The sequence below is a fragment of the Pedobacter sp. 22163 genome (assembly GCF_052045595.1).
Classification (GTDB): Bacteria; Bacteroidota; Bacteroidia; order Sphingobacteriales; family Sphingobacteriaceae; genus Pedobacter.
Map to the genome: position 1 here is coordinate 235869 of NZ_JBQEPM010000007.1, position 17178 is coordinate 253046.

Annotated in this window: 10 protein-coding genes and 1 tRNA gene; 1 reads left to right on the forward strand and 10 read right to left on the reverse strand. The window is 39.0% G+C overall.

Translation table 11 applies throughout. From position 1 onward, the window contains the following. Positions 1-10: 10 nt before the first annotated feature. The 3 genes from obgE to ACTJKN_RS19085 all read right to left on the reverse strand — a co-directional run bounded on the left by obgE (position 11) and on the right by ACTJKN_RS19085 (position 2697). Positions 11-1006, reverse strand: coding sequence for a GTPase ObgE (gene obgE / locus ACTJKN_RS19075; RefSeq protein ID WP_440827320.1), 996 nt, complete (start codon positions 1004-1006; stop codon positions 11-13). Positions 1007-1163: 157 nt separating this feature from the next. Continuing rightward, positions 1164-1739, reverse strand: a complete 576-nt coding sequence (locus tag ACTJKN_RS19080) for an adenylate kinase (RefSeq protein ID WP_440827321.1) — start codon at positions 1737-1739, stop codon at positions 1164-1166. A gap of 439 nt (positions 1740-2178) precedes the next feature. After that, entirely contained in the window at positions 2179-2697 is a 519-nt protein-coding gene (locus ACTJKN_RS19085; protein WP_440827322.1) for a hypothetical protein, read from the reverse strand. Between the two features lie 374 nt (positions 2698-3071). Here ACTJKN_RS19085 and ACTJKN_RS19090 point away from each other — a divergent pair, with 374 nt between their 5' ends. Beyond that, positions 3072-3662 carry a hypothetical protein gene (locus tag ACTJKN_RS19090; protein WP_440827323.1) on the forward strand — a complete coding sequence of 197 codons (591 nt, stop codon included), beginning with the start codon at positions 3072-3074 and terminating at the stop codon, positions 3660-3662. Between the two features lie 176 nt (positions 3663-3838). On the opposite strand, the gene ACTJKN_RS19095 is transcribed toward ACTJKN_RS19090, so the two are convergent. From ACTJKN_RS19095 to ACTJKN_RS19125, 7 genes are all read right to left on the reverse strand, one after another. Further along, the gene (locus ACTJKN_RS19095; RefSeq protein WP_440827324.1) at positions 3839-5758 is read right to left on the reverse strand and encodes a family 43 glycosylhydrolase; all 1920 of its coding nucleotides are present in this window, start codon (positions 5756-5758) and stop codon (positions 3839-3841) included. Positions 5759-5835: 77 nt separating this feature from the next. Beyond that, positions 5836-6516, reverse strand: coding sequence for a DUF3823 domain-containing protein (locus ACTJKN_RS19100; RefSeq protein ID WP_440827325.1), 681 nt, complete (start codon positions 6514-6516; stop codon positions 5836-5838). An 11-nt stretch (positions 6517-6527) separates the two neighbouring features. Next, positions 6528-8360 carry a RagB/SusD family nutrient uptake outer membrane protein gene (locus ACTJKN_RS19105; protein WP_440827326.1) on the reverse strand — a complete coding sequence of 611 codons (1833 nt, stop codon included), beginning with the start codon at positions 8358-8360 and terminating at the stop codon, positions 6528-6530. 26 nt (positions 8361-8386) lie between these two features. Further along, positions 8387-11512 carry a SusC/RagA family TonB-linked outer membrane protein gene (locus ACTJKN_RS19110; protein ID WP_440827327.1) on the reverse strand — a complete coding sequence of 1042 codons (3126 nt, stop codon included), beginning with the start codon at positions 11510-11512 and terminating at the stop codon, positions 8387-8389. Positions 11513-11811: 299 nt separating this feature from the next. Continuing rightward, complete coding sequence (locus ACTJKN_RS19115) at positions 11812-15828, reverse strand: two-component regulator propeller domain-containing protein (protein ID WP_440827328.1); 4017 nt, start codon at positions 15826-15828, stop codon at positions 11812-11814. Between the two features lie 690 nt (positions 15829-16518). After that, a tRNA-Arg gene (locus ACTJKN_RS19120) sits at positions 16519-16592 on the reverse strand. 99 nt (positions 16593-16691) lie between these two features. Beyond that, on the reverse strand, positions 16692-17156 hold the full coding sequence (locus ACTJKN_RS19125; protein ID WP_440827329.1) for a redoxin domain-containing protein: 465 nt from the start codon (positions 17154-17156) through the stop codon (positions 16692-16694). Positions 17157-17178 lie beyond the last annotated feature (22 nt).

Sequence of the window (17178 nt, forward strand, 5' to 3'; positions counted from 1 at the left end):
AACGAACCGCTTATCCTTCAATCGCTTTCCAAAGCATATCTTTCAGTTCTAAAATATTTTTTTCAGCTACTGACGAAATAAATATCGATGGAATATTTGGCAGATCCTGTTTCATTTCTTCCATCAGTTCTTCATCTAACATATCTGATTTGGTAATGGCCAAAACATGCGGTTTCTGCATTAATTCAGGATTGTAAGATTCCAGTTCGCTTTTAAGGATTTCGTATTCTTCTTTAATTGAACGGCTTGTATCTGCCGGAACCATGAATAACAATACCGAGTTACGTTCAATGTGGCGTAAGAAACGATAGCCTAAACCTTTGCCTTTCGATGCACCTTCGATAATCCCAGGGATATCGGCCATTACAAAAGATTTTCCGCCCCTGTAACTTACAATACCCAGATTAGGAACAATTGTAGTAAAAGGATAATCGGCAATTTCTGGCTTAGCAGCCGAAACTACTGAAAGTAAAGTAGATTTTCCTGCATTTGGGAAACCAACCAAGCCAACGTCGGCCAAAACTTTTAATTCTAAAATGTTCCAAACCTCTTGTCCCTGCTCACCTGGTTGTGCAAAACGCGGTGTTTGCTGAACCGAATTTTTAAAGTGTGCATTCCCTAAGCCACCACGGCCACCAGCTGTTAAAATCTTAGTTTCGCCATCTTTGGTAATTTCGAAAAGAACTTCTCCAGTTTCAGCATCTTTAGCAATGGTACCAAGCGGAACCTCGAGGATTTCATCTTTACCTTGTTTACCGAATTTATGGGAACTACCACCTGCTCCACCATCTTCAGCAATAATGTGCTTACGGTATTTAAGGTGCAATAATGTCCAGATATGGATGCTGCCTTTAACGATAATGTGGCCACCACGACCGCCATCACCACCATCGGGACCACCCATTGATGTTAAGATATCACGGTGCAAATGTGCCGAACCTGCCCCGCCCTTACCAGAACGGCAACAAATCTTTACATAATCTACGAAATTCGAACCCTGTGACATATTTTAATATTGAAATGTTAATACTGGAACGTCGAAAACAACAATTCCTTTAAAATTAAAGAGTTATAACGTTTTAACATTATAACTCTTTTTATGTTTTTGAATACTAGATCAGGAATTAATTAAAACCTTCTCTTTTATATCCGCTACTTGAACTTTATACCTTATACTGATCAATTACAGCGCAAAGATCATTATATACGGTTTCTATTTCACCAATTCCGTTTACTTTATTCAACTTTCCTTGCTCCTCATAATAAGGTAATACATGGATGGTTTTATCAAAGTATTCTGAAATCCGTTTTTTCAATTTTTCAGCATCGTCATCAGGACGGCCGCTGGTTTTGTGACGTTCGGCAATACGTTTTGTTAATTCCTCCTGATCAACATCTAAAGCAATAACGCCAGCAATTTTACTGCCTTTACGCTCCAAAAATAAATCAAGCTCTATTGCTTGTGGAACGGTACGCGGAAATCCATCAAACACAAATCCTTTAGCATCAGGATTTTTATCTACCTCTTCTTCAAGCATGGCAATTGTAATGGCATCAGGAACCAATTCTCCATCAGCTAACAATTGACTTACTTTTTTTCCTAATTCGGTTTCCCCTTTAACGTGTGCTCTAAAAAGATCGCCTGTTGAAACGTGTACCAACTGATATTTTGCAATCAGCTTTTCAGATTGGGTGCCTTTACCCGCCCCTGGAGGGCCAAAGAGAACTAAATTAAGCATTCAAGTTGTTTAGGTTGTCTTCAAAAATTAAAAAAGCCTTATTCCTATGGCTCTGTTAAAAGTAATATTCAAATCACTGGTTAATAGGATTAGACATTGCTTACTTTCAAGGCTGCAAATATATGATTATTAATTTAGATGCCATTTAAAATTGATGATTTATTTAAAAATGGGCTATTTTAATGACATTTATCTTCTTCTAAGAAGAATCTTGTGCCATTTTTATATTTAACAGAATTTTCTTTAAATACTGAGGGGCCTGACCAAACAATCCTTTTACATTTTATTAAATTTTGCAAAAAAAATAGGTATTTGTAACATTACTGAGCTGATATCTTCCAATATACCTAGATTGTAAAAACGAAATGCCGCAATGTTGTCAACAGCAGAAAATCATCCATTGCTTAAAATAGCAGAACCATTTTTATTGATCACAAATTTAAAAGTCTGCGATATCAAGAGCTCTCTTGCTAAATTTTAGATAAGTAACAATAACTTTCGATCCAATTTTGTAACGGTTATAATCCTCTTGTTTAACCTCAACCCTTATTTTTTCATTTTTGAATGGGCCCGAAAAAGTCAGGTATTCTGCGTGTTCTGTTTTGTCGCTACCAATAACTACACTTGTTAATCTGTTTTTTCCGTTTAATTTATCTTTTTTCCAATTGTATTTGTTATACCTATCTGCCAACCAGGCAATGAAGTAGCAAAAACTAAACATTAATAATCCTATAGCTGTAAAAGCGATATAGTCGTAATACTTCAGATTGTTGAGCGTTTCCTTTTCAACAGCTAAAGCAGCGATTATCCCAAGAAAGAATATGCACGCAACAAGCGTAATTACAACGATTCTCATAACTGCTTTTTGCGCTGTCTCCATTTGCGCTATTTCTTCTTCAGTTAACGGAATATTTTCCTGTAACTGTATTTGCGTAAAGTCAATTTGATGATTCTCCATTTATTCCTTAGATGTGTAGCATATTAAATAATTGTCTTTAACCAATAGCCGTTATGGAGTAGTGGCTATAATATCTTCTCGGTTGCATTGTGCTTTTGCCAGCGCAACATTAACAGCAGGACAATTAAAGTAAAAGCATTTTTCATTTGTATTTTTCAGCAAAGTAGATGAATTAATTTTTCAGTTTTATTTCGAAAATTCCATTTCCAAATGATGATAACCATAATAATAAAACCTTCTCCAATCTTAACAGTTGCAGATTTCTTTTCAACTCCCCTTGTATAGCTAAATTAAAAATTTTATCAATTAATTTCTCTTTCGTTACTGCAATAATTTCCGAAATTGTGGTTTGATATTTATCCTATTAGTTATTTATGAATACCTATCGCTTCCATTTTAATAACGGCAAAAAAGACTCAACTATTCTGTTCTGGTTTTTTACCGCCTTGCTAACTATTGCACTAACAGCCACCGTTTTACTGCTGCATCCGGATCCACTTTTCCCGGCCTGGCTATTGCTGATCCTCTTACCATTAATGTTTATGGGCATTTACAGGTTGGTTAAAGTGGCCTCCAAAAGGCGATCGGGAGAAATTGTTTCACTAACCAAAGAAGGCTTTACCAGTTCTTGTTTCGGTTCTGTTTTGTTTTCAGAAATACACTCCATTCAGGTTCCCGTAAAGCAAATAGGCCTTTTTGGGGGACTACAGCAAGACTATTATAAAAACACAGATGTAAATATTCCTTACCTGGAATTTTCGATCACTACTCAGAATGGAAAAATGTTAAATTGGAGATTGAATGAGTGGGGTGGGATTTATAACTCAGAAGAAGAATTTTTAATTTTCTTTAACTTTCTTACGGCGCTAGCCGATCAGCTGTATGAACTTTATCACGCTAACGAGCCATATAACAGCTATTTAAAAATTCTTAGTGAGAAAGGTTCCTGGAAAAAGCAAGGTTAAGCTAAAAAAGTTTTCAAACTGACTTTCTCAAAATGATTTCTTTGCATTAAATAGGATCTTAAAGATCTAAGAGAACCTGAAGAATTATAATATTTTAAAAAATACAACGGATTAAATCAACTAAATTAATTTACCCTAATCCTATCCTTTTAATCAATCGGATCATGCTCTTTATTTTAGTGTGTAGGTTTTACAGGTACAATATTTCCCTGTTCATCAAAATACATCGGATCTATACAAACCTCACGGTTATAGCCTGCTGCATCGCCCATTTTTATGCCATCGGGATAACTAAACCTGTGATAAACCATATACCACTCATCTTTTCCTGGAATTTGTAACACAGAATTATGCCCTGTACCATAAATTTCTTTGGATGGATCTTTTTGAAGAATCAGATTATTTTCTGAAACCTTAATTGGACCAGTAGGAGAACCTGAGGTACCATAACGTACCCGATAATTTTCACTTCTCGTATCCTCATCAGACCATAGGAAATAATAAATTCCCTTACGGTAAAATACATAGGTACCTTCTCTAAAAGTTTTATCCGTTTGAAGAACTTTGGTTGTATTGGCTTTTAGAGATACCATGTCTCTATTAAGTTCAGCTACTGCAAGGTATCCATTTCCCCAGTACAAATAGCTTGTACCCGTTTTAGGATCGGTAAATACGGCAGGGTCAATTTCCTGTCCCCCTTTTACCCCTTCCGGTTTAAAATTGATCAGCGATTTTCCAGCATCCACAAATGGACCTGTTGGAAGGTTTGATTCAGCGACACCGATTTTTTGTGCTGCTGTAAAATAATAGTAATACCTATAATCACCTTTTACCTTTTTCTCTGCAATGGTGGGTGCCCAGGCATTACGGTTGGCCCAGGTAACATCTTTTTTCAGATCAAGAATAACGCCTTCATCTTTCCAGTTAACCAGGTCTGTAGAAGAAAAAGCTTTAAAATAATAGCCACTCCAGCCGTCGAAACCATCACTGGTTGGATAGATATAGTATTTCTTTGTTTTATTGGAATATAACACATCCGGATCTGCATAAAAACCATCTAGCACAGGATTCTTTTTTAGTTTCAACGCCATGCCTTGGGGTATGCCCCAGCGGGTAGTAAGCGCAGTTAACTCTTTACGGGAAATAGGAATAATTGTTCCGTGCCTTGGATGAAAATCCATTTTTACATCCTGATCTATTACCTTAAATTTATCCAGATCATCACTTATACAAAACTGGTATTTTCCTTTTCCGTACACATCGTACATTAATATATATTTTTCGCTGTTGTTGAGCTTAAACACTCCTGAGCCTTCAACAGCATCGCTGGTTTGCTGCTTATAGCCTTCTTGCTCGATCCATTTCCCGGAAACCAGCGAATCCGTTAGTGCCAGTTTTATTCCATTTCCATTGCCTTCTGTTTTATAAAACAGGTAAAACAGTCCGTTTTTATTAATGATGTCGCCATCAATGCAGGATTTGCCATTCTTCGGACGAAATAGTACCGTTGGTTCAGTTTCAAAGTCGGTAAAATTACTGTTTACATAGGCATAATAAATAATATCCGGACCAGTACCATGCTGCATAGACCAATATACCATGTATTTTTTCCTTGCCGGATCATAAATGGTTTGTGGTGCCCACACCCGTTTTAAGTTTTCATTTCCTTTGAAACGTTTCTGTATATTAATTATGGTATGTTTCCAGTTCAGCAGGTCATCAGATTTCATCAAAATCAATGCCCGATTAGAATCCCATCCTTTCGAGGAAGTCATATCGGTGAGCACCATATAAAACGATTTTCCATTTTCTGCCCTAAGGATGTGAGGATCACGTACTCCTCCAGTAGAACTGATTACTTTTGAATCCAGAACAGGCTGGTTATTATTCAGCGCGCGATAATTGTATCCATCGGTACTGATTGCAAAGCAGACTGCCTCATCCTTCACTGCATTCCCCTTGAAGTAGGTAAACAGGTATCCGGCAAAATCTTTTTCTTCCGGACCAGTTTTATACTCCTGACCAAACAAGTTTCCAATAAAAGCTATATGCAAAAAAGAAAGGAGAATAAGGGATTGAAATTGAAGGCTTTTCATGGTTGGAGGTTAAAGTTTTTTGAGGTTCTTCATGAATAAAATAGGGTGCGGCGAGAAAAACCGCACCCTTTACACTATTATTTTAAAGCAATTTTTTGTACTTGGGTATAGCTATATTCTCCGGCAGAGGTAGATTTAACACCCAATCTGGCATATATATAATCCAACGATTTCAAATTATCAGGCAATGCACCTGAAGAAATTTCGATTTGCTGGCCAAGCACCACATTACTCAAGTTTGCATCTACCCTGACTTCGCGTTGTACCTGATCAGTCAATACTGATTTTCCAAGATAGAGACGTACAAACTCGAGATTTGCAGTCTGCACTACTTTATTAACTACAAGTTTGGCAATAATGTTATCACCAGATTTTTGAAAAGATTCGCCAGTGATGGTAAAATAAGGCGTAACTGGAATATCAAGATTGGTATCTCCCCTTACATCTATCCTTACCGTATCTGTAGCCTGTTGTAGCCAAGGTGCATCGGCTCTGCGTACCAGCTTATATTGGCCATCAAATAGTTTTGCAGAAAAAGTTCCGTCCTGATTAAGGTATATTGTAATGGGTGATTTAAGTGGATAACCATCCTGCCACAATTCTAATTGAGGCCCGTTGTTACGTACGCTAACCGCTCTTCCCTGATAAACGACTTTTCCTGCAAGGGTTACTTCAGGAGCCTTAAAATTGTCATATTCACAGCTTACCAGAAATACACTGGTTACTATAGCAAATATCATTAAAAATTTAAATTTCATATTCGTAAAAATTAGTTGAATGGATTTCTAACAATTTTTGGATTGTTGTTTAACACGTCCTGAGCTATTGATGAATAATAATTGGCCATGCGGAAAAATCTTGCCCGGCGGAAACGGCTTGGTCTGATACGCTCATAAATGTATTTACCATTATCTGGATGTCCTGGCCTTACCACTCTGTATCCATAAAGTCCTCTAACTACTGCATTAGGGTCATTCTCTGAGCCATCCCAAACAATATGCGCGATACGCCATCTTTTTAAATCAAAATAACGATGGTCTTCAAAAGCAAGCTCCACACGTCGCTCATTACGGATGATATCTGTTGTTAGTGCGCCAAGGCTATTAGCAGGGAATCCGGCACGGGCCCTTATCGAATTAACATATCCAAGGCCTTCAGGTCTCCCCAGTTCAAAGGCAGCTTCTGCTGCATTAAGGTAAATTTCGCCTAAACGAAACCATGGCCACCAGTTTGATGCACTGGTACCTCTTGTACTTGCTGCCGAAGCGTCACTTACAAATTTCCGAATATAAAACCCCGTATTGCTTACATCCATGGCATCATCTTTTGGCCCGTCAAAACCAGTCCAAAGCTGCCCATCGGTGTAGTTTTTACCCAATTCTGCCGAAGTGCTTAGCTGATAGGTCCCATTGTTCCAAACCGCAACACCAGCCTGTATTCTTACGGGATTATTTTTGAAGTTTGTACCTGGGTAAATTACCGTTCCAAATAAACGTGCATCCTTACCTGCAAAAATATCCATTATACCTGTGTAGGCAATGTAATTACCTGCGGCATCCTTGTCGCGAAGCGTACCTTTAGATCCATCTAAATAGTTGAAACTTTCTACAAAACTCAGTGATGGTGATATGGTTGATGAAGATTCGTTGTCTTCTGTCATGCTTTTGATAATATTATCATAAGCAAAACGGTGCACTTTAACACTGGGTGCAAAATCTTTAGCAAAAATCACTTCGCTTCCCGTTTTCTTATTCAGCATGTCATAAAAATTAGCGCCTTTATCCGGATTTTCATTAAAAAGCGAATATGGACCGCTGATGATTTCCTTAGATGCGGTTAACGATTTATTGTAATAATCTGCTGCCATTGATACAGGAATACCAACTTCACCGCCAGGGGTTGATATTGGGCTGGCCATTAAACTGTTGTATTTAGCAATTGAACCGGCGTAAAGCATGGCCCTGCTTTCCAATGCAAGGGCAGTATATTTATTTGATCTGGTTTTGCTACTGTTGTTTGGTGCCAGATCTTCCTTAATTGCCTCCAGTTCACGATATATAAAGTCGTAAACTTCATGCTCCTTTGCACGCGGAACCTGAAGCGGTGTAGGGTCGCCACTAAAGTCGTAAATTAGTTGTTTTTCTACAATCGGTACTCCGCCCATGCGTTTTACCATTTCAAAATATACAAATGCCCTCATAAAACGAAATTCCGCTCTGAATAAGCGTTTTTGATCTGCAGTTAGCTTTACGCTCTGTGTCTCCAGATTTTCAAGGGACAAATTTATATCCCTGATTAATCCATAATCCCAATAGCGTCCATAATCATCCCCAAACTGAAAATCGTTTCTCCAGTTCTGGTCACGGTGGCCAGACCACATGGCATCATCAAGTTCAGTCATCCCACCAGTATTAAAAACACCATGTAAGGAAGGTAACCGGTTATAATAATTAGCCAATAAGGAAGTCAATAGTTTAGGATCATTCCATAATTGTTCATCAGTGATCGTGCTTTTTGATTCACGATCAAACCAGTCTTCATGCTTGCAGCTACTCATGATCAAGCAAGCCAGCAAAGTGATAGATATATAAATTTTTTTCATTTTAGTCAATTTTTAGGTGTCCTTGTTTAAAACGTTACATTGAAACCAGCCATAAAAACTTTTTGCTGAGGATAGACAACAGCTGCTGCAGCTTCAATTTCAGGATCGATCTGGAAATCCTTTACATTGTCAAAAGAAATCAGATTTGAGCCATTAACATACACACGGATTTTTTGTGCTTTAATCTTCTGTGAAATTTTTTGGGGCAAAGTATAAGCCAGCTCTAAATTTCTAACCCGCAGGTATCTTACATTGGTTAACCAAAAATCGCTGTTTCTGCTATTTGGCCCTGTATTTCCGTTACGGATAGCTGGATAATACCCCGAAATCCACTCACTGTTCGGATTGTAGGGATCTGCCCGGTGCCACCTGTCTTCCAGCAAATATGCCGGTGAGTTACCACCACCATGAAAAGCATTTCTTAACTCATAATCCTGGTTCCATGATTGCATTGCACCTCCTGCGAAATCTACATTCAGGTCTATTCCTTTATAACTCAATCCAATTCTACCCCCAAAGGTCATCATTGGTGCCCACCCTGTAGGATAACCGATAGGGCGCTCATCCGTTCCATTAATCACGCCATCACCGTTTACATCTTTGTAAATAAAATCGCCTGGTAATTGCGTTCTGTTATTGTTTCCATCATTGTTTATTGGATAGTTACGAATCTGTTCTTCCGATTCAAAACGGCCGACAACCTGGTAGCCCCACCAAACGCCACCCCAGCGATCTTCTGCTGAGTTTCTATATTCATTCAATGAATTACTGAAACGTGGTTTATATGACTCGATAGTTCTATAGCGTGAAAATGTGAAATTACCACTCACTACATAATTCAATTCGCCTATCTTACTGGTGTACGTTGCAATACCCTCTACGCCATAATATCCATTTTTATTCAGATTTTCGTTTGGTAATCCGTATCCGATTTCGCTAGGCAGCAATACATCGTAGCGTTGCGCGGGGTAGCCAGTACGTATAATTTTAAATGCGTCTGCTGTTATGGTCAGTTTGTTGTCGAATAATCCCAAATCCAGACCAAGGTTATAGTTGGTGTTTTTTACCCAGGAAAGGTTTCTTACCGGAAGAGACTTAGGCTGAATACCAGGATAATAAGTCCCATTAAGCACCGCATCTCCTGAGCCGAAATTATAGCCAGCTAAATAACCGTGCATACCTACACCTTCTTCCAGTCCTGTCTGACCGATTGATGCCCTGATTTTCATGTCATTTACAACACCTTTAAGCGGTTTAAAAAACGACTCATCAGAAATACGCCAACCTAAACTCGCACCTGGAAAAAGCCCCCACTCATTCCCTTTGTAATATAAGTATGAACCATCGTAACGACCGAGTATCTCAACCAGGTATTTACCTTTATAATTGTAATTAAAACGACCTATATAACCAGCTCTGGCTTCGTATGACCAATCATCACCCAAACTATTCAGTTCAGCTAATTTCATTAATGGAATATAATTATTTGTAGGATTTGAGCCAAGTGCAGAATAAGTCCTGTCCCAATCTGATTTTTCATAACCTACCGTTGCCGAAAAGTTATGGTCGCCTATCTGTTTGGTATAATCTAACTGGAACTGAGCAAAGCGGGATACCGCTACGCGGTCAGTTTTATATCTCCAGCCTGCATCGCTTCCACCTGTACGGTTATAGTTGTTGTTTTCATATCTGTAAACGTCATAAGTATACTGGAAACCGTCAAATTTGTTATCCGTATAGTTGTAGGATAGTGTTCCTTTTGCTGATAAACCAAATTTGGTTTTGTATGATGTAGTTAGATTGACATTACCGCTGATGTACTTATTATCCTTATAACCTACAATATCTCTGCTAAACAGGGCTGGATTATATGCAAAATCGTTCACATGGTTAGGATAGGCCTGATTTCCATTGGCATAAGCAGGTACTGTTGGTCTGTTTCTAAAAATAGCCAGCATAGAAGAGAAGTAACCATCTCCTCCCGGAAGTCCTACATCTTTTGTTGTTTCCTGTCTGCCCGAAATTTGCGCCCCAACGGTTAAGCCTTCCAGAATGGTTGCTTCTATGTTAGCCTGTAGATTGGTGCGTTTGTAAGAAAAATCTTTAATCATCGCATCCTGATCCAGATTACCAACAGAAAGGAAATAGTTTGAGTTCTTGGATCCTCCGGTAACATTCGCATTGATGTAACGCTGCGGAATATTTTTGCGGATTACCATATCGTAATAATCATTATTTTGGTACCCTGGTTCTGTTCCGGCCTGCCATTTGGCTAGTTCTGCAGGGGTATAAACTGAAGTTGGATTTCTGTTCTCATTCTGAGCAGCCTCTACTAAGCCCCTGGTATATTGGGCAGCATTGGCCATAGTTGGGAAACGTGTTATATTTTGCCAACCCTGGTATCCATTGATGTTTATTTTCGCAGTTTCGTTTTTGCTGCCTTTCTTTGTTGTAATCAACACTACCCCTCTTGCTGCACGAAAACCATATACGGCTGCCGCTGCATCTTTAAGGATCGAAATACTTTCAATATCCTCTAGATTCAGTGCATTAAATATGTCGGCTCCTGACGCATTTTGAGTACCAACCCAGTCTGTTCCGGTTTGTCCGCCATATGCTACACCGTCGATTACATATAATGGATTTCCCATGTTGCGGATTTCAATACTTGCTCCCCTTCCCGGACGTGCATCTTTAGCGCGTACAGACACACCCTGTACCTTGCCCGCCAAAGCTCCGGCGGCGGTAGTAGATGATGTTCTTACGATGTCTTCCGATTTGATATTACTTACTGCCCCTGTAATATTGCGTTTAGATTGCTTGCCATAACCCACCACTACCACTTCATCCAGATCCTTGTTATCATCTTCGAGGATAACTTTGAGTTCACTCTTTTCGCCCAAAACTACGTGCTGGTTTTTGAAACCAATGTAAGTGAACACCAATGCTGTTTTGCTCGTCTGGATTTGGAAACGGCCATTTTGATCCGTAGTGGTGATTTCAGTTGGCATACCTTCAACAAAAACGGTAACACCCGTTAGGGGTTCATTTTTTTCGCTAAATACCTGCCCTGAAATCTTACGTTGTGCAAATGAATATGTAGGTACTCCCCATATCATCACGCAGATAAATAAAATTTTCAGAATTCTCATTTTAATATTTGGTTTTTAAGTGTAATGAATAGCTAACACCAAATATTCTCCCTTTTCACAATGAGTAAATACTGCGCTGCAGAAATGAATCAAAATCATAGTTAGCGATCTGGACCCTATTTGTCTCATCTGGAAATCATCAAAATAAATCACTCTTGAAATAAGGGCCTTGCGCGTTATTCTGAGATGGGTTTATAGTTGGTTTTCGGAATCAAACATAATGGAATATGAGCTGGAAAGCCATATACATATCCGTCAATTAACAGCTAATTTTTCGTCAAATTCACCTTTTTAAAGCGCTAAGACCTCTTTTTTTGATATTCGGAAGGGAGCTGACCAAATTCTTCTTTAAAGCATTGACGAAAATAAATGGAACTATTGATGCCAACCATCAAAGACACTTCGGTGATGTTATATTGGCCTGAGCGGAGCAGTTGAGCAGCCTTTTGAATCCTTACCTTTCGCACCAACTGGTTAATGTTTTTTCCGGTAATGCCTTTGAGTTTTCGATAGAGGGTAGACTGGCTCATGTTCATTTTTTCGGCAAGAGTAGCCGTATCAAGCACTTCGTCCTGTATACCTTCTTCAACCAGCGCTACAAACTCCTTTACGAAGGCATTTTCCCTCCACAACTCAGTATTTACCGGCGCTTCTGTGGTTCCCTGCTTTACCCGAGTGGAGAGTTGTCCAAGTAATTCGTTATAAATGGTCTTGCGTTTTGTCAATAGGTTTTCTATACGGTGGTGAAGCAGTTTCGGACTTACTGGCTTAGTTAAGTAAGAATCAACGCCAAGTTCATATCCCCGTCCCATATCTACCTCATTGTCTCTGGCGGTTAAAAGTATAATTGGGATATGACTGGTTTCCCGCTCACATTTTAAGGCTTCAAGCATAGTGAATCCGTCCATATCAGGCATCGTCAGATCGCTAATAATGATGTCTGGGATGCGGATTTTGGCAAGTTCAAGCCCCTGTAGTCCATTTTCGGCCGTAACCAGTTCATATTTTGTATCAAGTACAGAAGAAAGGTACTCTCGAAGATCATTATCGTCTTCCACCAGCAAGAGCAATTGGCGCTGATCATCCGGGGGCAACTGTATATCAAGTGCTGCCGGTTGAAGATCTGGCATTGGGGGAGCTACAGAAAGTAGAACTGTATTGGTGACTAAGCGAACAGAAAACTCACTTCCCTTACCCAGTTCACTTTTGACGTAAATTTTTCCGTGATGAATTGCAGCCAGCTCCTTAGCCAAAGCCAGGCCAATACCAGAGCCATGGCTTACAGATTTGGGTACCTGATAAAATTTATCAAATATCCTGCTTAAGTGCTCCGGAGCAATACCACATCCTGTATCTTTTACCGTAATTAAAGCGCAGGTGCTTAATTTATCTTTCTCATAACTTAAAACAACATCTATATTGCCTTTTGAGGTAAACTTGCAGGCATTCGACAATAAATTATCGAGAATCAACTGCACAATCTCTGCATCAAAGGTGGTTTTGATATCCTCCTGCAAGATAGTATAACCAATATTCAATGATTTATTATGGTTTGCCTCTTTATATTTAAGCACAATTTCTGAGAGCAGTTCACCCAAATAGGCTTCTCCTAACACCAATGGCTTATACTGGGACTCGACTTTGCGAAATTCGAGTAATTGATTGACCATTGAAAATAGCCTGTTTGCATTTTTCTGAACAATATGGACCCAATCTTTATGTTTTGAAGATAACTTTTCTTCAGCAAGCAAATCTTCCAAAGGACCAAGGATTAGCGTTAACGGTGTCCGTAGTTCATGGGTGATGTTGGTATAAAAATTCATCCTTTCCCTGTGGAGCTGTGCATCCTGTTCAAGTTGAAGCTTTTTAACACGGAGCTGACCTTCTGCTCTTATTTTTTTGACATAGAAAAATAAAACAGTAAAAACCGTAGCGGCAATGAGCAAAAAATAAGTGACCAGCGCAAACGTGCTTAGATAAAACGGCGGGGCGATGTTGATGAAAAGGCGTTCATAATCTTCAGACCATTGTTCATTTTTCTGACGAGTGCGTATGAGAAGCTCATATTTCCCGTATGGGATATTTCGAAAATCTAGATTCTTTTCACCTCCCAAAAATATCCAGTTTTCGTCCAGTCCGTTTAGTTTGTAGCTAAATTCAACGAGCTCATTTACAGCATAATCCATCACAGCGAGCTCTATACGGAAACTATTTTCTTCATGTTTCAGGCTTATCTGCTGGGTGAGGCCTGGGTATTTTTCAGATTGTGCATGGTTTTCTCCAGTATTGAATACCATAAAGCGGCTAATCCTTATTGGGGATTCTGGCAGGCTCAATGGGATCTGGTCTGGATTAAAATAACAGATTCCTGCAGGCATTCCAAAAAATAGCCATCCCCTCCTATCTAACGCAACGCTATTATTGGTAAAGCCACCTAGAGGCAAGCCAAAGGCCTGATCATAGCTCAGCATACGTTTTTCTTCTGGTAGATACCTTAGCAGACCTAATCTGGTGGAGCACCAAATGTTGCCATTAAGATCCTGGGCTATGGCATTTACGGTTAACCAGGCATCGGACTCGGGAAAAACAATGTTTTCAAGATTTCCCATTTCCCGATTGGCACTCTGGAGTGCCAGACCTTCATTTGTAGCAATCCAGATATTATTGCTCCGGTCACGAAAGAGATAGTTGATGGTATTGCTGCCAATCCCCTGCCCTTTAGCAATTTTTTTTATCAGTTTTCTATTGTGATCAAAAATGTAAAGGCCCTGCCCATAAGTACCCACCCAAAGATTCCCATGGCTGTCCTCCACTAAGGTACGGGGGGCATAATCACCAAGCATAGGTGTCCTGGTAGCTACTTTTAAGAAAGTATTGTGGCGGGGATTATGAACAAATACACCCTCCTCTGCAGCGAAACAAATATTTCCCTGTGAATCTTCCATAATTGCTCTAACGGCCGACATCTTTTCACCGGCATTTATCTTCTTCCATGTATTGTTTTTTGCATCAAGGAAGGACACACCTCCCTTTTGCAAGCCGAACCACTTGTTTTTTTTACTATCCTGAAAAGCAGAAAGGAGAAAATCATCTCCCAGCCCACTGTTCGCTGCAGTCGTTTTGGTAATTTTTTTTTCAGCATTTATCTGCAAAATCCCATCTCCGGCCGTAGCCAGCCACATGCTGCTGCCTACATCATTCAATATTCCGGTTACCGTAGCCGGCCTGTCTGCCCCAGGATTAATATTTTTAGTGGGTAAAACGGAGAAAAATGGTTCCAGATGACCCAAAAAAGCGATGCCACCACTATAAATCCCTAACCAAACATTGCCGAAACGGTCACGATCAATGCTCTGTACCGAAGCATTATTACCCCTCTCCAGATCAGTTGCCGTAATTGCTCCGGTATGCAGGATATTCCCGGAATTACTATATTGAGGTTTCATGATGAATACTTGCGATCCAGCAGTACCGATCCAGATTACCCCATTGATTTCTTTGATGGCGTGTACAAAAGGTTCATCACCATTTTTTGATTGGCTGGCAAGGCTGATTTTTTGGATGCTTTTTGATAAAGGGTGGTAAACTGCCAGCCCCTTTCTGGTTCCTATCCAGATATTGTTTTTACTATCACAAAACAGCGATCTGACCTCATTATCTGGTAGCAGGCCATTTGTACTTTCGCTAGTAAGCAGCTTTACGTCTTTATTTTGTGAATTTAAAATAGAAATGCCCTTATTTACATGACCAATGTAGAGCAGGCCGTTATGGTCTTCTGCAAGCGCCCAAATGCTGTTTTCGGCCAGCGCAGGTATATTTAATTTATTAAACCGTTCAAATTTCTTACTTACAGGGTCGAAACGCTGTACACCGCGGTGATAAGTGGCAAGCCATATCTTATCATTTTTAGCTTTGATGATATCGGTAATATCATTGGTGGCAATAGAATTCTTGTCTTTTGGATCATGTAGATAATATGAAAACCTGTTGGTTTTCATATCAAGAATATTTAAACCGCTTGCCCGCGTGCCGATGTAAAGCTGGTCATTATTGTAATAAAGGGTATTGATCTCGTTACTGTTTACCGAAAATCCATCTGCTTTTTCAGACTTGTAGTATTGCTTAAATGAATTACTGGCAAAGCGGTTTAATCCCAGTTCCGTTGCAATCCATACATAACCGAATTTATCATGTGTCAGATCAATAACCTGTTGACTAGACAAGCCTTCCTGTAGTGATAGATACCTCGTTTTTCCGCCTTGCCCGAATGCAGGCAGGATGAAACAAACAACGAGCAAAAACAGCATTAACCTCATTATCTATTTATTAATGGTAAGGGAATTAATTTCAAAAAGTTTAAGACAAATTATTTAGTTTAATCCGACCAGTCTGTTTACATGGCATTTTTTGAATGGCTCAAAATTGAATTGCAGCACCTTGCCTGGAAAAAGCTCGAACTAAACACACTGAGAGAAATGATAGCAAAGGAAGCTTCAATTGTAATAAACATGGTGGTAAATATTTGGTGATCTGCCGCAAATGAACAATAACCTCTGATTCATTTTACGTGGTTAGTTTGAGAAACACTTGCAGCAGGGTCAAATATATCATTTTTTTATAAATGTCATAACAACGCTTATCTTATCGTAACGATGAATCTTAATAAGACACAAAAATTGGAACTTACAAAAAAGAATAGGAATACACATAACGTAGGCAATTTGAAATTACCATAGAAAGCTAAATACCAATCACAGCGAGGCCTACCTGATCTTCAATAAACAATTGGGTGTATTAAAAGACATAAAATCAGTCTTTCACAAATTTGATACACTGCAAAAGCGGGAATTTATAGATCTGGTGTTCGACTCGAATCTCTACTATGAAAATGGTATCTATCGAACACCTACGATGATGAATCTACTATCAATAACTATCTTAAAATGAGATATTTAGGAGTGATGATTGTAGACAAAAAAGGGAGAATTTTTCAATCCTCCCTCATGTGCACTTGTAGGGATTCGAACCCCAAACCTTCTCATCCGTAGTGAGATGCTCTATCCAATTGAGCTACAAATGCATTTCCGTATCGTTAACGGACTGCAAAGGTATAATTTGATATTTTAATTTCCAATTAAATTTTAAAAAAATCTTAAAATAATTCTTTGCAGAATAAGCTTTACGCGCTCAATGCATCATTAATTGCTTTAAAATCAGGCAAATCATGTGCATCTTCTAAAACTTCTGCATAGGCTATTTTTCCTTCTTCATTGATCACAAAAGCCGCTCTTTTGGAAACACCTTTCAATCCGAAGGCAAATTCATCATAAAAAGCACCATAAGCTGCTGATACTTCTTTGTTAAAATCAGACAATAAAGGAAACTGATAACTTTGAACTTCTTTAAACTTAGCCAAAGAGAACGGAGAATCAACTGAGATGCCAATTACCTGTGCATCTATCCCTTCGTAATAGCTAAAATTATCGCGCATGGTACATAATTGTTCTGTACATGTTCCGGTAAAAGCCATCGGAAAAAAATGAATAATTACTTTTTTACCTTTGAAACCAGAAAGCGCAATTTCAGCTAAATCTGAACTGTATAATTTGAAATCAGGGGCGTTATCGCCAACTTGTAATGCCATTATGTATTTTTTTTGTGGTTAA